The following is a 16,259-nucleotide window of genomic DNA, read 5'->3' as shown; positions in this document are numbered from 1 at the left end:
CACGGCTACAGCGCGCACCCGAGCAGGACGGGTTCGGGTTCCAGTGTGATGGCAAACACGTCGCGGACCCCGTCGCGGACGGTGCGCGCCAGCCTGATCACGTCCGCGGTGCAGGCATTGCCGCGGTTGGTCAGAGCAAGCGCGTGCTTGGTGGACAACCGGCAGGGCGCGGCCGGGTCGTCCGGATAGCCCTTGCCGAAGCCCGCGTGCTCCACCAGCCAGCCGGCGGCCAACTTGACGCCGTCGGGCGCCGGGTAGTTGGGCACCGGGCCGTCGGTCCGGTGCGCCAGCGATTCGTAGACCTCCCGCGCGACAACCGGGTTGGTGAAAAACGAACCCACGCTCCAGGTGTCGTGGTCGGCCGCGTCGAGCACCATGCCCTTGCGGGCCCGCAGCGCCAGCACCGCTTCGCGAACCGCGCGCGGCTCGGCACGCTCACCGGTGGCCGCGTTCAGTGCCGCCGTGAGCTCGGCGTAACGCAGGGGCGCGCTGCGGCCCGAATCGTCCAGTGCGAACTCCACTTCCAGTACCACGCTGGGAACCTGCTGACCGCCGGCCCGTTTGAACATGCTGGTGCGATAGCCGAAGCCCAACTCGCCGCCGGGTATCCAGCGCACCGCACCGCTGGCGCGATCCAGCACCCGCACGCGGGTGATCGTGTCGGCCACCTCGGCGCCGTACGCTCCGACGTTCTGCACCGGGGTGGCACCAGCCGAGCCTGGGATGCCGGACAGGCATTCCAGTCCACCCAGCCCGTGTTCGATGGCCGCCACCACCACGTCGTCCCACACCGCGCCCGCCTCGGCGCGCACCAGATTGCCGTCGATGGTGATTCCGCGAGAGGCCAACTTCACCGCGGTCACGTCGGTCAGATCGTCGGCGATCACCAGGTTGGAACCGCCCGCCAACACCAGCACCGGTCCGTAGTCACCGCCGCGGGTCGCCGAGTCCAGCTCAGCCAGCACGGCGACGACCTGTTCGCTACTGGTGCAGGTAATCAGGCGTCGCGCGACCGGTCCCACCCGCAACGTGGTCAACGGCGCTAACGGCACCGCCTCGGCGACGCGTGCACCAGTGAACAGCGATCCGGCTTCGCTCGGATTCATGGCCCGTAACGGTAGCCTGACCTGCTATGCCCCGCTCATTCGACTTATCTACGGACTACGTGGACAGCGTCGAGGATCTTCATCGGGCTTTCTGCGAGGCGGACTACTGGCGGGCCAGACTGGCCGACATTCCGGTCGACGAGGCACGGCTGGAATCGATCCGGGTCGGTGGTGAATCCGGGGACGACGGCACCATCGAGGTGGTGACGCTGCAGGAGGTGCACAGCCACAACCTGCCCGCCATGGTCACCCAGCTACACCGGGGCGATCTGTATTTCCGACGCGAAGAGACCTGGGGACCGGTGACCGACGGTGTCGCGACGGCGTCCATCAAGGGCTCGATCGTGGACACCCCGGTGAATGTGTCGGGGACTGCCGAGCTGTCACCCATTGCTCGCGGCGGCGCCCGCCTGACGTTTCGGGTCACCATCCACGTACGGATCCCCCTGATCGGCGGCAAGGTGGAGAAGATCATCGGCACCCATCTGTCCGATCTGGTGACCAGGGAACAGCGCTTCACCACCGAGTGGATCACCAACAACGCCTGACCGACGCGGGGCTCCTAAGCTGGCGACCATGCGAATCGCGTTGGCGCAAATGCTGAGTGGCAGCGATCCGGCGGCGAACCTGGCGCAGGTCCGCGATTACACCGGCCGGGCTGCCGACGCCGGCGCGACGCTGGTGGTGTTTCCCGAAGCCACCATGTGTCGGTTCGGTGTCCCGCTGGCACCGATCGCCGAGCCCGTCGACGGGCCGTGGGCGGACGGCGTCCGGCGGATCGCGGCCGACTCCGGCATCACGGTGATCGCCGGTATGTTCACTCCGGCCGGTGACGGACGCGTGACGAACACGCTGATCGCGACCGGTCCGGGCACGCCTAACCAGCTGGACGCCCACTACGACAAGATCCATCTCTACGACGCGTTCGGCTTTACCGAGTCGCGCACCGTCGCACCCGGCCGGGAACCGGTGGTGATCACGGTCGACGGGGTCGGCGTGGGCCTGACCATTTGCTACGACATCCGCTTCCCGCAGCTCTACACCGAGCTGGCCCGGCGCGGCGCCCAACTCATCGCCGCCTGCGCGTCCTGGGGTTCGGGTCCCGGAAAGCTCGAGCAGTGGACCTTGCTGGCCCGCGCACGCGCGCTGGACTCGATGAGCTACATCGCCGCGGCCGGGCAGGCCGATCCCGGTGACACACTGGCCGGCTCTGGGTCGACGTCGGGTGCGCCGACGGGCGTCGGCGGCAGCCTGGTGGCCTCGCCGCTGGGCGAGGTGGTCGCCTCGGCCGGTGCCGACCCGCAATTGGTGATCGCCGACATCGACGCCGCCTTGGTCGCGAAGGCCCGGGACAGCATCGCGGTGCTCCGCAACCAGTCGGACTTTGCTCGCAGCGATAGGGCAGAATCGGTCAAGTGACGAAACCACAAGGACCACCGAACGACGGCCCGTCATCGTGGTCTCGTCCCGGGGATCAAGGTCCGTTCGGCCCACCCCCCACCGCGCGGCCTGGTCCCGCCGACTCCGGCGCCGCAGCGCAGCAGTATTCGCCCAGTGCCGACACGCAGCAGGCCGGCTTTCCGCCGCCGCCTCCGCCAGCGGCCCCCACCGAACGGATCGCCGCCCCGCGCGAAGAGCCGGCACCGGCGAAGAAGAAAAGGTTCCGCGATCCGCTTTCCATCGTCCTGATCTGCATCATCGTGGTTTCACTGCTCATCGCGGGACTGATCGGAGGCGAGCTGTACGCCCGGCACGTGGCCGACACCAAGGTCGCCGAGGCGGTGGCGTGCGAGGTCCAGGATCAGGCCACGGCGTCGTTCGGGGTAGCCCCGCTGCTGCTGTGGCAGCTCGCGACGCAGCATTTCACCAATATCTCGGTGTCGACCGCGGGCAACCAGATCCGCGATGCCAAGGGCATGAAGATTGACATCGGCATCAAGGACGTCAAGCTGGACAGGAGCTCCTCGTCCAAGGGCACCATCGGATCGCTCGACGCGACCATCACCTGGACGAGTGATGGCATCAAGGAGTCGGTGCAGAACGCGATCCCGGTGCTGGGCCCCTTCGTCACTAACAGTGTGACCACCCATCCCGCCGACGGCACCATCGAGCTGAAGGGGATGTTGGACAACATCACGACCAAGCCCGTGGTGTCCGGCAAGGGAATTCAGCTACAGATCCAGAGCTTCAACGCACTGGGCTTCACCATGCCGCGGGAAAGCGTCCAGTCGACGCTGGATGCGTATACCGCGAAACTGACCGCCGACTACCCATTGGGTATCCACGCCGACAGCGTGCAGGTGACACCGACCGGCGTGACGAGTCACTTCTCGACCCAGAACGCCACCATTCCCGCCGGCGACAACAACGATTCCTGCTTCGCCAACATCTAGGCGCGCCGCGGTTTAACCGAGGCCGTCGAGGACTGTCCGCGTGCCGGACAGGCCGAGCCTGGTCGCCCCGGCATCCACCATCGCGAGCGCGTCGGCGGCGGTGCGAATCCCGCCGCTGGCCTTGACCCCGAGGCGACCGCCGACGGTCTCGGCCATCAGTGCGACCGCCCGCACCGACGCCCCGCCCGCGGGATGAAACCCGGTCGAGGTTTTGACGAAGTCCGCGCCGGCATCTTCGGCGGCCCGGCACACGTCGGTTAGTGTGCGCCCATCCGAATCACCCAGCAACACAGCTGATTCCACGATCACCTTGAGTACGGCATCGGGTATCGCGGCGCGCACCGCAGCGATGTCGGACCGCACCACACCCAGCCGGCCGGCCAGCGCGGCGCCGACGTCGATGACCATGTCGACTTCGCCCGCACCGGATGCCACCGCCTGGGCGGCCTCTTGGGCCTTGACCGCGGGCACGTGTTTGCCGGACGGAAAGCCGGCCACCGTCGCGACCCGCACACCGCCCGTCGCCACGGCAACCGGGACCATCGACGGGGATACGCACACCGCGTAGACACCCAGCGCGGCGGCCTCCTCCACCAGCGCGACCACATCGGCGTCGGTGGCCTCGGGCTTGAGCAAGGTGTGGTCGACCAGCGCCGCGAGTTGCCCTCGACTCGGCGTCATCAGAAGGGCTCTTCCGGGCCGCCGGGATTGCAGCCGGAGGCGAACATCTCGGCGTCGTCGACGACGGGCCGCCATGGCTCGAGGTTCCAGCTCGTCTTGCCCGGTTGCGCCATTTCGGCGAACTGCCAATGGCAGAGGAACTGTGCACGCATGCCGGGAGTGTCGGCGCCCGGTGCCATCGCCAGCACCTCGGCCCAGGCCTCGTCGGCCGCGGCCGCGGTGCCGGGTTGTTTAGCCGCCAGCCGCCCGGATGGCGTCGGAAAGACCCGCAGGCTGGTCAACCGTCCCCACTGCGTCCATTGCGTGTGGTCGACGAACGGTGCGGCAGGCTTGACCTCTCCGGTGCCGGGTTCGGCCAACGCGGTGCCCGTCACGGGCACCCAGGCCAGCAGGGCGACGACCGCCGCCGCGGGCGCGGCCAGCAGGACCTTCATCGCGTCAGCGCGACTTGCCCTGAATTTCCAGCAGTTTGGGCCGCACATCGACCAGATACACGCCGGCCGCGCAGGCCGCGATTGCCATTCCGAGCACGCCGAAAACGAAGCTCAGAATGGACGTCAACGCGACGGCCAGGCCCAGAATCACCAGCCATACCGGCTTCGTCAGCTTTTCCGCGGCCGTATACGCGTCGGACCGCTGCATTGCTGCGTGCACGAAGGCGTACACCGCCATCACCAAGACAGCGATCTGCAGAACCAACATGACGGTACCCACGGCTTGGTTCACGCCTCAAGGGTATGCGGGCGGCGTCGGAAACGTCGAATCCGAGTTGCCCCGCAGGGCAACCCGGAATCCGTACTACTTCTGGGTGACCTTCTTGGCCGCCGACTTCTTGGCCGGAGCCTTCTTGGCCGGAGCCTTCTTGGCGGGGGCCTTCTTGGCCGGGGCCTTCTTCGCGACCGCCTTGCCGGCCGACTCGGCCTTCTTGGGCAGCTCGATGCCGACCAGCTTGGCCGCACGCTCGCCGACCGCGCGGGTCTGCGAAGCCACGGTGCCCAGCGCTTCCTGGGTCAGCTCGACGGCCTGGTCGACGTAGCCCTCGGCGCGCGCCGTGGTCTCCTCGAACGGCCGCTGGTTGCGCAGCCGCTGCAGCGCGGCCTCGCCCCGCTCGACCAGCTCGTTGTAGCGGTTGGTCGCGGCGTCCAGGTAGCCCTCGGCAGCCTTACGCAGCTCCTCGGGAGTGAAGCGCTCGCGCAGCTCGGTGAACTGCTCGGGCAGTTCGTCTTGCAGCTTGGCGATGCGAGCGCGGCTCTCCTCGACGCGACTGCGGGTGTCGGTGCGCGTGTCTTCGGCGCGGTCGCGCAGGTTGCCGAGGAGCTCGTTCACGGTGGCCAGGGCCAGGTCGGCCGCGCCCAGGGCCGCGAGCAACGGTGCCCGCAATTCTTCGATATTCGTGTTGTCAGCCATGGTGTTTTCCTTTCATGGTTGGTTTTCGTTCTCAGGTTTGTGAAGTGTGTGGTTGGGAAGTCGGGGCAAGCGTCGGCTCCTCGTGCGAGGAGTAGTCAAGACCCGCGGATTGACATGGCACGCGACTTGCCGGGAAACCTCCTGGTTGGTCGGGTCGGGTTGACGATCGAGTGGGTTTCGGCGCGTGGGCGCCGGGGAATCGGTGCATCCTTCCCTTCTGGGTAACCAAGCGGCCGTTGGGATATACGTCACCAACGTGAGCTCAGGCGATTTCGCAGCTGAGCCGCCCAGCCGGGCTACCTCACTCGTGGTTTGCGGATTCGGTCGAACACTCCTCGTGGCTGGATTCGCTTTGCTGGGCAAATGAGGCGTAGATGTCGAGCAGAATCTGCTTTTGACGCTCGGTGATCGCCGAATCGGTGATGATCGCGTCCCGCACTTGGCTCTTGTCGCTTGGCTCGAGAATCCCGGCCCTCACGTAGAGGACCTCGGCGGAAACCCGCAGCGCTTTCGCGATCTGACTGAGAACGTCGGCCGACGGCTTGCGCAGTCCGCGCTCGACCTGGCTCAGGTAGGGATTGCTGACACCGGCCAGCTCGGCAAGCTGTCGGACCGAGACCTGGGCGAGTTCACGCTGGCTTCGGATGAAGCTGCCGATGTCGGAAGCTGCAGTGGACACCTTGGCGGAGAGCGTCTCCTCCGGTGGCATTGCGTGCTCCTCGGGTCCGTTGGCCGACCTTGACAGCTACCGAGCGTACGGACATGTGCTTGCATTTGCAAGCAGTAGTTAGCACCCCTAGAAAAACAGCTGCGCGGCGGCGTAGATCAGCAGGCCGGCCAGCGAGCCCACCACCGTGCCGTTGATCCGAATAAATTGCAGGTCACGTCCCACGTGCAGTTCGATCCGCCGGCTCGCCTCCTCGGCGTCCCAACGTTCGATCGTGTCGGTGATGATCGCGGTGATCTCGATCCCGTACTGCGAGACAAGGTGCTGGGCCGCCCGCACAATCCAGTTGTCGACCTTGTCGCGCAACTCGGCATCGTCGCGCAAAGACTCCCCGATGCGTACGACGGCTTCCGCGATACGGGTGCGCAACGCGCTGGACGGATCATCGACGCCCTCGAGCACCAAACGTTTGAGGGTCTTCCACGCGCTCGCCGCCGCATTGGCGATCTCATCGCGCGCCATCAGCTGCTCTTTGACCGCGTCGGCGCGCGCAATGGTATCGGGGTCGTGTTGGAGGTCGTCGGCGAATTCAAACAGGAAGCGGGTCGCCGAACGGCGTAATTCGTGGTCCGGGTTGCGGCGCACCTTGTCGGTGAAGTCCATCAATTCGCGGTGGATGCGGTCACCGACAAGGTGGTCAACGAATCGCGGCGACCAGGTCGGTGAGTCACGCTCGACCACTCGCTGGATGATCTCGCCCGCGTTCAGCGACCACTGGAAGGCCCGGTCAGCGAGCAACTGGATGAGGGCCTCCTGCCGGTTCTCGGCGAGCAGCGTCGACAAGACCCGGCCCACCGGCGGCCCCCACTGGGGTTCGGCGATGCGGCGCACGATCATCCGGTCGATCACCTGCTGGACGTCCTCGTCCCGCAGCAGCTCGACGAGCACTCGCAACACCGTCGCAGCCTCGCTCGCCACCCGCCCGGCATGCGAGGGCTCCGACAGCCACTTGCCGAGCCGACCCGGGACCTGGGCGTCGCGCAGCTTGGTCTCCACCACCGCCGGCGACAGGAAGTTCTCCCGCACGAAAGTGCCCAGGCCCTCCCCGAGCTGATCCTTCTTGCGCTTGATGATCGCGGTATGCGGGATCGGTATGCCGAGGGGGTGCTTGAACAGCGCGGTCACCGCGAACCAGTCCGCCAGGGCACCCACCATGCCGGCCTCGGCGGCCGCGCCGACATAGCCGACCCAGGCGCCCACGCTGCCGTGCGCCTGCGCCCAGCGGCAGGCCAGGAACACGACGGTGGCACCGACCAAGAAGCTCAGTGCCACCAACTTCATCCGGCGCAGCCCCACCCGCCGCTGCGCGTCCGCCTCCGGATCGGCACCAGCGAATGACTCGGCGAGGGACGCCCGAGTCCGATCCGCCGGGGCCGACGGCACGGTTGACTCTGGCCGCGAAGCGGCCGAGCCGGATGCCTCGGCTCCCGGTGAGGCTCTGTGTACCACCACACCATCATGTATCGCGCGGGCCAGTTAGTGTTACTAGACGGTTGATGAAGGGCCTTTCCGAGAGGTCTCATCCGCCTAATCGGCTCCCCAACGCCGTACTATCGGGGGCGTCTAGGGAATGGAATCGTCGACAGTGACAGAGCAAATCCCGGCTGCAATCGTGAAGACGGACGGCCGCAAACGGCGCTGGCATCAACACAAGGTGGAACGGCGCAATGAGCTGGTCGACGGCACGATCGAGGCAATCCGCCGACTCGGCCGCCACCTCAGCATGGACGAGATCGCCGCCGAGATCGGCGTTTCCAAGACGGTTCTGTACCGCTACTTCGTCGACAAGAACGACCTGACGACCGCCGTGATGCGCCGGATCGCGCAGACCACGCTGATTCCGAACATGGCCGCCGCGCTGACATCGAATCTCGACGGCATCGACCTGACCCGCGCAGTCATCCGCGTCTATGTCGATACCGTGGCGGACGAGCCGGAGCCGTACCGGTTCGTGATGGCGAACAGCTCGGCCAGCAAGAGCAAAGTGATCGCCGACTCCGAGCGGATCATCGCCCGCATGATCGCGGTGATGATGCGCCACCGCATGATGCAGGCCGGGATGGACACCGGCGGCGCGGAGCCCTGGTCCTACTTGATCGTCGGCGGTGTGCAATTGGCCACTCACTCGTGGATGTCGAATCCGCGGATGAGCAGAGACGAACTGATCGACTACTTGACCATGCTCAGCTGGAACGCGCTGTGCGGCATTGTCGAAGTCGGTGGGTCGTTGGACAAGTTCCGAGAGGAGCCGCATCCGTCGCCGATCCTGCCGCCGCGGGAGCCCTGAACCCGCGCTGGCGTGCAGCTCGTTTTGTGAATTACGCCTGTTCCGTGTGACCCTATGACTCTGCCGCGTACGCGATTCGTGCCGGTTGAACCGATAGCATGCAGAGGGCATGCACCGGAGGCCGTTGGGTATTACCTCTCAATTCGTCCGTAGTTCCGGGATATAGAAAGGCTTCCTTCGTTATGGCCGTGCAGCTCACGCCGCATTTCGGCAACGTGCAAGCGCACTACGACCTGTCTGACGACTTCTTCCGGCTCTTTCTGGACCCCTCGCAGACCTACAGCTGCGCGTACTTCGAGCGCGACGACATGACCCTGGAAGGGGCGCAGCTCGCCAAGATCGACTTGTCGCTTTCCAAGCTGCGCCTCGAGCCCGGCATGACGCTGCTGGACATCGGCTGCGGCTGGGGCGCCACGCTACGACGTGCGATCGAGAAGTACGACGTCAACGTCGTGGGCCTGACACTGTCCGAGAATCAGGCCGAACACGTTCAGAAGTCCTTCGATCAGCTGGACACCAAGCGCACCCGGCGAGTCTTGCTGGAGGGCTGGGAGAAGTTCGACGAGCCGGTCGACCGGATCGTATCGATCGGTGCATTCGAGCACTTCGGCCGCGCGCGATGGGGCCGCTTTTTCGAGATGGCGCACTCGGTGCTGCCGGCCGACGGCGTCATGATGCTGCACACGATCGTGCGTCCGCCGTTCAAGGAGGCCAGGGCCAAGGGTCTGCCGCTGACCCACGAAGTCGTTCACTTCACGCAGTTCATCCTGGCCGAGATCTTCCCGGGCGGCTGGCTGCCCACCCCCCAGTTGGTGGAAGAGCACGCTCTTGCGGCCGGCTTTAAGCTCACCCGGGTCCAGTCCTTGCAGCTGCACTACGCGCGCACCCTGGACATGTGGGCCGCCGCGTTGGAGGCCAACAAGGACACGGCGATCGCAATCCAGTCACAGAAGGTCTACGACCGGTACATGAAGTACCTGACTGGTTGCGCGAACCTGTTCCGCCAGGGCTACACCGACGTCGACCAGTTCACGCTCGAGAAGTAAGCGGGCCGGACAGCACTGCGCCCGGCCCGCCGTTCCTGCTCACGTCTACTTCACACACTCGCGTCTACTTCACGCAGGTGAATTGCCCCACGTTGCAGATGCCCTTGAGGAAGAAGTTCTCGCAGCCCGTCAGGTAGTGCACGTAGCGGTCGTAGATCTCTTCGGACTGGATCTCGATCGCCTTGTCCTTGTTGGCCGCGAGGTTGGCGGCCCACATGTTCAGTGTCCGCGCGTAATGCGGCTGCAGCAATTGCACCTTTTCCACCGAGAATCCGGCGTCCGGCGCGAGCTTCAAGAGGTCCTCCACTGCCGGCAACTGTCCGCCCGGGAAAATCACGTCGCCGATGAATTTCATGAATCGGATATCATTCATCGTCAATTTGACGCCGTTTTCATGCATCTGCTTCTGGGTGTAGGCGAGAATTGTATGCAGCAACATCCTGCCGTCGTCGGGAAGGATGTTGTAAGCACGGTCGAAGAACGCGGGGTAACGCTCCGATTTGAAGGCTTCGAAGGCGCCGATCGTGACGATACGGTCGACTCGGTCCTCGAATTCTTCCCAGCCCTGCAGCCGCACCTCGACGGTGCGGTCGGTGGGGATCTTGGCCAGCCTGTTCTTGCTGTACTCGAACTGGTTGCGGCTGAGCGTGATTCCGATGACGTTGACGTCGAACTTCTCGACCGCTCGTTGCAGCGCTCCGCCCCAGCCGCAGCCGACGTCGAGCAACGTCATCCCGGGCTCCAGGTTCAGCTTGCCCAGCGCCAGGTCGAACTTCGCGTTCTGCGCTTCTTCCAACGTCATGTCGTCACGCTCGAAGTATGCGCACGTATAACCCATCGTCGGGTCTAGGAATAGCGCGAAAAACTCATCCGACACGTCGTAGATGGACTGCGACTCTTCGTAATACGGCCTGAGCTGCGTCATGCTAAATAGATACCTCTCGCGTCGGTGACCGCGAGAATGATACCCGACGTGTGCGCACGACTCTCACGACGTCAATGCACAGGTCCGTGAAAATCTTGCGAAACGGTTTCAGTACGAGTAGAAACCCTGACCCGATTTCTTACCCAACATTCCGGCCTCGACCATGCGCAGCAGCAGCGGCGGCGGCCCGTAGTGCGGCTCCTTGAATTCCTCGAACATCTTGTCCGCGATCAGTTTGAGTGTGTCCAAGCCAACAAGATCCGACAGCCGCAGCGGGCCCATCGGGTGCGACAGGCCAGCAACGACCGCCTTGTCGACATCCTCGATGGTGGCGAATCCCGCCTCCACCATCCGGATGGCCGACAGTAGATAGGGCACCAAGAGGGCGTTCACCACGAATCCGGACCGGTCGGAACAGCGCACCACTTGTTTGCCCAGCACCGCGCCGGCGAACTCCTCGGTACGAGCGGCGGCGGCGGTGTCGGTCACCAGCGTGCTGACCAGTTCGACCAGCGGCAGCACGGGCACCGGGTTGAAGAAGTGCAAGCCCAGCACCCGCTGGGGGTTCTTGGTGGCCGCGGCGATCTTCATGATCGGAATGCTCGAGGTGTTCGACGCCAGCACCGCGTCGGGGTCGGTAATCACTTGGTCGAGTTTCGCGAAGACCTCAGCCTTGACGGCCTCGTCCTCGACGATCGCCTCGATCACCAGCTGGCGGTCGGCCAGGTCCTTCAGGTCGGTGGTGAAGGTGAGCTGACTCAGGGCGCGGTCCCGTTCGCGCTCGGTCACCTTGCCCGCGCTGACGCCACGCTCGAGCGACTTCACGATGCGGTTGCGGCCCGCCGTGATCAGCGCCTCGGTGGTCTCGTAGACGGTGACCGCGACGCCGGCGCGGACCGAGACTTCGGCGATTCCGGACCCCATCTGGCCGGCCCCGACAACCCCAACCCGCTGAATCCCTGTGTCGCTCAATGCATTTCTCCAGTCATATTGTCTTACACAGCAATAGGCCCCGCCCAGGATCGCCGGGCGGGGCCTATGCTACTTCAGCCGCGAGGTAACGCAGCTGGGCTCAGTGACTTCACCTATCGGTTTCACTTCGATCCTCGCGGGCTCACGCCCGCTCGTCCTCAGTGACTTCACCTATCGGTTTCACTTCGATCCTCGCGGGCTCACGCCCGCTCGTCCTCAGTGAAACTGACCCTCTTCGGTGGAGCCGGTCAGCGCGGTGGTCGACGAGGTCGGGTCCACCGTGGTGGCGATGCGGTCGAAGTAACCGGCACCGACCTCGCGCTGGTGCTTCGTCGCGGTGTAGCCACGCTCTTCGGCGGCGAACTCGCGCTCCTGCAGCTCGACATAAGCGCTCATCTGGTTGCGGGCGTAGCCGTAGGCCAGATCGAACATCGAGTAGTTCAGCGCGTGGAAGCCGGCCAGCGTGATGAACTGGAACTTGAATCCCATTGCACCAAGCTCTTTTTGGAACTTCGCGATGGTGGAGTCATCCAGGTGCTTCTTCCAGTTGAAGGAAGGCGAGCAGTTGTAGGCCAGCATCTGGTCGGGGAACTCGGACTTGACGCCCTCGGCGAACTTGGCGGCGAGGTCGAGGTCCGGGGTTCCGGTCTCCATCCAGATCAGGTCGGAGTACGGCGCGTAGGCCTTGGCCCGCGCGATGCACGGCTCGAGGCCGTTCTTGACGCGGTAGAAGCCTTCCTTGGTCCGCTCACCGGTGATGAACGGCCGGTCGCGCTCGTCGACGTCCGAGGTGATCAGCGTCGCCGCCTCGGCATCGGTGCGCGCAATCACGACCGTCGGCACCCCGGCGACGTCGGCGGCCAGACGCGCCGAGGTCAGGGTGCGGATGTGCTGCTGAGTCGGGATCAGCACCTTGCCACCGAGGTGGCCGCACTTCTTCTCCGAAGCCAACTGATCTTCCCAGTGCGACCCCGCGACGCCTGCGGCGATCATTGCCTTCTGAAGTTCGTACACATTGAGGGCGCCACCGAAGCCGGCCTCGCCGTCCGCGACGATCGGCGCCAGCCAGTTCTCCACCGACCGGTCACCCTCGACCTTGGCGATCTCGTCGGCGCGCAGCAGCGCGTTGTTGATGCGACGGATGACCTGCGGCACCGAGTTGGCCGGGTACAGGCTCTGGTCGGGGTAGGTGTGGCCGGACAGGTTGGCGTCGCCGGCGACCTGCCAACCGGAGAGGTAGATGGCCTTCAGGCCGGCGCGCACCTGCTGCACGGCCATGTTGCCGGTCAGCGCACCCAGAGCATTGATGTACTCCAGGTCGTGCAGCTGCTCCCACAGCACCTCGGCGCCGCGGCGGGCCAGGGTGTGCTCCTCGACGACGCTGCCCTGCAGGGCCACGACATCTTGGGCGGTGTAGGTGCGGCTGGTGTCTTTCCAGCGCGGGTTGTTGTCCCAGTCGTGCTGGATCTGTTCGGCGCTCTTCGGGGTGCCAACGACAGACATTTGGGCTTACTCCTTACGGATCAAAATTTGTTAAGCCGTACCACCTTCGGGTAGCAGCTTCACTCCTGTGCTAACACGACCATGGCACAGCCTGTTGATGCTGGTCCACCCATTTCCATTGCCAATTTACGCCACGACCAGGCAAGGATTTTGCAAAGTTTGCGAAGGTGCATGGTAACTGAACCGGTTCAGAAGCTACCCGCCAGTAACTAGAATCCGCAGGTCAACCAACAATTTACCGGGACGCTTGTCCGGTTAGAGATTGAAGAGCGAAGCGACCGCTTTCGCCTCGTCGCCGACCGCATATGTGAGCGTTGTAACAGGGCGATCGGCCAGCCCGGGACCGAATTGTTCGGTCGATCCGGCCGGATGGACGTGCGAGATGATCTCCAGCTTGTCGCCCAGCGCCACCGGCGCCTCATGCTCGATCGTGATGCGCAGCGGTCCGGCCATCAGTTCCAGATGCGACGCCAGGTAGTCCTCGATGACGCTCCAGTACACCGAGTTGTTCATATGGTCGAACAGGTCGATATCGGTGACCCGGACCGGAAACTCGTGGATCTCGGCGGCATCATCGCGGCTGCCCGGCTTCAAGTAGCCCTTCCAGCGCAGCCGGTCGACGGACGTGGTCTTGTGCAGACCCTCGAGGAAGTCGTCGGAGATGCGCGACGGCATCTGGGTTTCCCGGTTGATGTTGATCCAGAAGGCCTCGGATTCGATCAGGCCGCCCTTGCGTCCGTCGACGCGAACCCGCATTTCACACCACCGGTTCGAGGTGCCCGAGCACCACCGCCGACAACGCAGCATGTCCTGGAACTCGATCGGGTGCAGCAAATCGAGCATCGTGCGCCGAACGATCCACAGCGGGTGGGTCTCCTCGAAGCCCATCTCACGCAGCTGGTCCTGCCCGATGTCTTGGATGTGCCGGCACGCGGCATCCAGCCGCAACCGGCCGGTGCGGTCGATATCGCCGACCCGCAACGGCCATTCGCGGTCGAATACGTCGGGGTGACCGTCGGGCACCGGCATCATTGATTTGTCCAGGCTCACGACTTCGCTCCCACTTGCCTTACCTGCGTTGTCCCGGGGTTTACCCGAGACCCCGCTGCGAATTGTGCCAATCACGGCGCACAAACGCCAAACCTGACGAGGCCGGGCGTCAGATGCCAAGTCTGCTAACCCAATCTTCGCAGCGCAGGTAACCTGGGTTGAATGTCCAAAACGTTCGTCGGCTCCCGCGTTCGCCAGCTGCGTAACGAGCGCGGATTTTCTCAGGCCGCGCTGGCTCAGCTGCTCGAGATCTCGCCGAGCTACCTCAACCAGATCGAGCACGACGTGCGGCCACTGACGGTGGCCGTGCTGCTGCGGATCACCGAGGTGTTCGGGGTGGACGCGACCTTCTTCGCCTCCCAGGACGACACCCGGCTGGTCGCCGAGTTGCGCGAGGTGACCATGGACCGCGATCTGGACATCAACGTTGACCCGCCCGAGGTCGCCGAGCTGGTCAACGCCCACCCCGTCCTGGCCCGCGCGGTGGTCAACCTGCACCGGCGCTACCGGATCACCACCGCGCAGCTGGCCGCCGCGACCGAGGAGCGCTACTCCGACGGCAGTGGGAGCGGATCGATCACCATGCCGCACGAAGAGGTACGCGACTACTTCTATCAGCGGCAGAACTACCTGCACGAGCTGGATACCGCCGCCGAAGACCTCACGATCCACACCCGGCTGCACCACGGCGACCTGGCCCGCGAATTGACGCGACGGCTCACCGAGGTGCACGGCGTCCACATCAACAGGCGCATCGACCTCGGCGACACGGTCCTGCACCGCTACGAGCCCGAGACCAAGACGCTGGAGATCAGCAATCACCTCTCGCTGGGCCAACAGGTGTTCAAGATGGCCGCGGAACTGGCGTACCTCGAGTTCGGCGACCTGATCGACAGCATGGTCGCCGACGGCAAATTCACCAGCGACGAGTCCCACACGCTGGCCCGGCTGGGTCTGGCCAATTACTTCGCCGCCGCCGCGGTGCTCCCCTACCGCCAATTCCACGATGTCACCGAGAATTTCCGCTACGACGTCGAGCGGCTGTCGGCGTTCTACTCGGTGAGCTACGAGACCATCGCCCACCGGCTCTCGACGATGCAGCGACCGTCGATGCGGGGTGTGCCGTTCTCGTTCGTCCGGGTTGATCGCGCTGGCAACATGTCAAAGCGCCAGTCCGCCACCGGTTTCCACTTCTCTTCCAGCGGCGGCACCTGCCCGCTGTGGAACGTCTACGAGACGTTTGCCAACCCGGGCAAGATCCTGGTGCAGATCGCTCAGATGCCCGATGGCCGCAACTACATGTGGGTGGCCCGCACCGTGGAGCGGCGCGCCGCCCGGTATGGTCAGCCGGGTAAGACCTTCGCGATCGGGCTGGGCTGCGAACTGCGGCACGCGCACCGGCTCGTCTACTCGGAAGGACTCGACTTGTCGGGAGACCCAGGCCGTTCAGCCACACCCATTGGCGCGGGTTGCCGTGTCTGCGAACGTGATAACTGTCCACAGCGGGCCTTCCCGGCTTTGGGCCGCGCACTCGATCTCGACGAGCACCGCAGCACGGTGTCCCCGTACTTGGTGAAGCAACCATGAGCGACACGAAGGCCGGCCACGCCGCCCGCATCCCGTCGTCCACCAAATTTCGCCGGCTGGGCCCGATCAACTGGCTCCTGGCGAAAGGGGCCGCCCGCAAATTGCGGGCTCCCGAGATGCATCTGTTCACCACGCTCGGTCAGCGTCAGGGGCTGTTTTGGGCGTGGTCGCTTTACGCCGGCCGGCTGCTGCGCGGCCGACTACCCCGCGCGGATACCGAATTGGTGATCCTGCGCGTCGCGCATTTGCGTTCGAGCGAATACGAGCTGCAGCACCATCGGCGGATGGGACGCCAATTCGGTCTGGACGCTCACATGCAGGAGACGATATTCGCGTGGCCCGACGTGCCGGACGGCGACGGCCCCCGCGTGATCCTGAGCGCCCGGCAGCAGGCGCTGCTGAACGCGACGGATGAGCTGATCAAGAACCGGTCCATCAGCGAGGACACCTGGCAGCAACTTGCATTGCACCTCGACCGGCACCTTCTCATCGAATTCTGCTTGCTCGCAACGCAATACGACGGGCTCGCGGCGACGATTTCCGCCCTCAACATCGAGTTGGACAACCCGAGGTAA

18 protein-coding genes are annotated in these 16,259 nt (G+C 64.9%); 7 read left to right on the top strand and 11 right to left on the bottom strand.

Going from position 1 to position 16,259, the window contains the following annotated elements; translation table 11 throughout:
• Positions 1-5: 5 nt before the first annotated feature.
• On the bottom strand, positions 6-1,106 hold the full coding sequence (locus OK015_RS05465) for a UDP-N-acetylmuramate dehydrogenase (RefSeq protein WP_268129855.1): 1,101 nt from the start codon (positions 1,104-1,106) through the stop codon (positions 6-8).
• 26 nt (positions 1,107-1,132) lie between these two features.
• On the opposite strand from OK015_RS05465, the gene OK015_RS05460 reads away from it, so the two are divergent.
• From OK015_RS05460 to OK015_RS05450, 3 genes are read left to right on the top strand one after another with little or no spacing between them, the layout of a single operon-like run.
• Positions 1,133-1,654: a DUF2505 domain-containing protein gene (locus OK015_RS05460; protein WP_268129854.1), complete on the top strand. Its 522-nt coding sequence runs from the start codon at positions 1,133-1,135 to the stop codon at positions 1,652-1,654.
• Positions 1,655-1,682: 28 nt separating this feature from the next.
• Positions 1,683-2,525 carry a carbon-nitrogen hydrolase family protein gene (locus OK015_RS05455; RefSeq protein ID WP_268129852.1) on the top strand — a complete coding sequence of 281 codons (843 nt, stop codon included), beginning with the start codon at positions 1,683-1,685 and terminating at the stop codon, positions 2,523-2,525.
• Complete coding sequence (locus tag OK015_RS05450) at positions 2,522-3,499, top strand: LmeA family phospholipid-binding protein (RefSeq protein ID WP_268129851.1); 978 nt, start codon at positions 2,522-2,524, stop codon at positions 3,497-3,499. The genes OK015_RS05455 and OK015_RS05450 overlap by 4 nt, the downstream gene beginning before the upstream one ends.
• A gap of 12 nt (positions 3,500-3,511) precedes the next feature.
• Here OK015_RS05450 and deoC read toward each other — a convergent pair whose 3' ends face one another.
• The 6 genes from deoC to OK015_RS05420 all read right to left on the bottom strand — a co-directional run bounded on the left by deoC (position 3,512) and on the right by OK015_RS05420 (position 7,766).
• The gene (gene deoC, locus OK015_RS05445) at positions 3,512-4,180 is read right to left on the bottom strand and encodes a deoxyribose-phosphate aldolase (protein ID WP_268129850.1); all 669 of its coding nucleotides are present in this window, start codon (positions 4,178-4,180) and stop codon (positions 3,512-3,514) included.
• Positions 4,180-4,614 (bottom strand): DUF2599 domain-containing protein, encoded by a 435-nt coding sequence (locus OK015_RS05440; protein WP_268129848.1) that lies wholly within the window; start codon positions 4,612-4,614, stop codon positions 4,180-4,182. The genes deoC and OK015_RS05440 overlap by 1 nt, the downstream gene beginning before the upstream one ends.
• A 4-nt stretch (positions 4,615-4,618) precedes the next feature.
• Positions 4,619-4,906 (bottom strand): DUF2516 family protein, encoded by a 288-nt coding sequence (locus tag OK015_RS05435; RefSeq protein WP_268129847.1) that lies wholly within the window; start codon positions 4,904-4,906, stop codon positions 4,619-4,621.
• 72 nt (positions 4,907-4,978) lie between these two features.
• On the bottom strand, positions 4,979-5,587 hold the full coding sequence (locus OK015_RS05430) for a heparin-binding hemagglutinin (protein WP_268129846.1): 609 nt from the start codon (positions 5,585-5,587) through the stop codon (positions 4,979-4,981).
• Positions 5,588-5,888: 301 nt separating this feature from the next.
• Entirely contained in the window at positions 5,889-6,296 is a 408-nt protein-coding gene (locus OK015_RS05425; RefSeq protein WP_268129844.1) for a helix-turn-helix domain-containing protein, read from the bottom strand.
• Between the two features lie 87 nt (positions 6,297-6,383).
• Positions 6,384-7,766, bottom strand: coding sequence for a DUF445 domain-containing protein (locus tag OK015_RS05420; protein ID WP_442791207.1), 1,383 nt, complete (start codon positions 7,764-7,766; stop codon positions 6,384-6,386).
• 133 nt (positions 7,767-7,899) lie between these two features.
• On the opposite strand from OK015_RS05420, the gene OK015_RS05415 reads away from it, so the two are divergent.
• Together OK015_RS05415 and pcaA are read left to right on the top strand one after the other, a co-directional pair.
• Positions 7,900-8,601 carry a TetR/AcrR family transcriptional regulator gene (locus OK015_RS05415; protein WP_268129843.1) on the top strand — a complete coding sequence of 234 codons (702 nt, stop codon included), beginning with the start codon at positions 7,900-7,902 and terminating at the stop codon, positions 8,599-8,601.
• Positions 8,602-8,783: 182 nt separating this feature from the next.
• A complete protein-coding gene (gene pcaA / locus OK015_RS05410; RefSeq protein ID WP_268129842.1) occupies positions 8,784-9,647 on the top strand; it encodes a cyclopropane mycolic acid synthase PcaA in 864 nt (287 codons plus the stop codon).
• A 64-nt stretch (positions 9,648-9,711) separates the two neighbouring features.
• Here pcaA and OK015_RS05405 read toward each other — a convergent pair whose 3' ends face one another.
• The 4 genes from OK015_RS05405 to OK015_RS05390 all read right to left on the bottom strand — a co-directional run bounded on the left by OK015_RS05405 (position 9,712) and on the right by OK015_RS05390 (position 14,097).
• On the bottom strand, positions 9,712-10,572 hold the full coding sequence (locus tag OK015_RS05405; protein WP_268129840.1) for a cyclopropane mycolic acid synthase family methyltransferase: 861 nt from the start codon (positions 10,570-10,572) through the stop codon (positions 9,712-9,714).
• 108 nt (positions 10,573-10,680) lie between these two features.
• Entirely contained in the window at positions 10,681-11,544 is an 864-nt protein-coding gene (locus OK015_RS05400) for a 3-hydroxybutyryl-CoA dehydrogenase (protein WP_268129838.1), read from the bottom strand.
• A gap of 216 nt (positions 11,545-11,760) precedes the next feature.
• Positions 11,761-13,047 carry an isocitrate lyase gene (gene aceA, locus OK015_RS05395; protein ID WP_268129837.1) on the bottom strand — a complete coding sequence of 429 codons (1,287 nt, stop codon included), beginning with the start codon at positions 13,045-13,047 and terminating at the stop codon, positions 11,761-11,763.
• Positions 13,048-13,302: 255 nt separating this feature from the next.
• Positions 13,303-14,097, bottom strand: coding sequence for an acyl-[acyl-carrier-protein] thioesterase (locus OK015_RS05390; protein ID WP_268129835.1), 795 nt, complete (start codon positions 14,095-14,097; stop codon positions 13,303-13,305).
• Between the two features lie 162 nt (positions 14,098-14,259).
• Here OK015_RS05390 and ramB point away from each other — a divergent pair, with 162 nt between their 5' ends.
• Positions 14,260-15,684 (top strand): acetate metabolism transcriptional regulator RamB, encoded by a 1,425-nt coding sequence (gene ramB / locus OK015_RS05385; protein WP_268129833.1) that lies wholly within the window; start codon positions 14,260-14,262, stop codon positions 15,682-15,684.
• Positions 15,681-16,259 (top strand): carboxymuconolactone decarboxylase family protein, encoded by a 579-nt coding sequence (locus tag OK015_RS05380; RefSeq protein ID WP_268129831.1) that lies wholly within the window; start codon positions 15,681-15,683, stop codon positions 16,257-16,259. Before ramB ends, OK015_RS05380 begins: the two co-directional genes overlap by 4 nt.

The sequence above is a fragment of the Mycobacterium sp. Aquia_216 genome, assembly GCF_026723865.1.
Classification (GTDB): domain Bacteria; phylum Actinomycetota; class Actinomycetes; order Mycobacteriales; family Mycobacteriaceae; genus Mycobacterium.
Note: the sequence above shows the minus strand (reverse complement) of the source record. Positions and strands in the feature narration are given on the sequence as shown.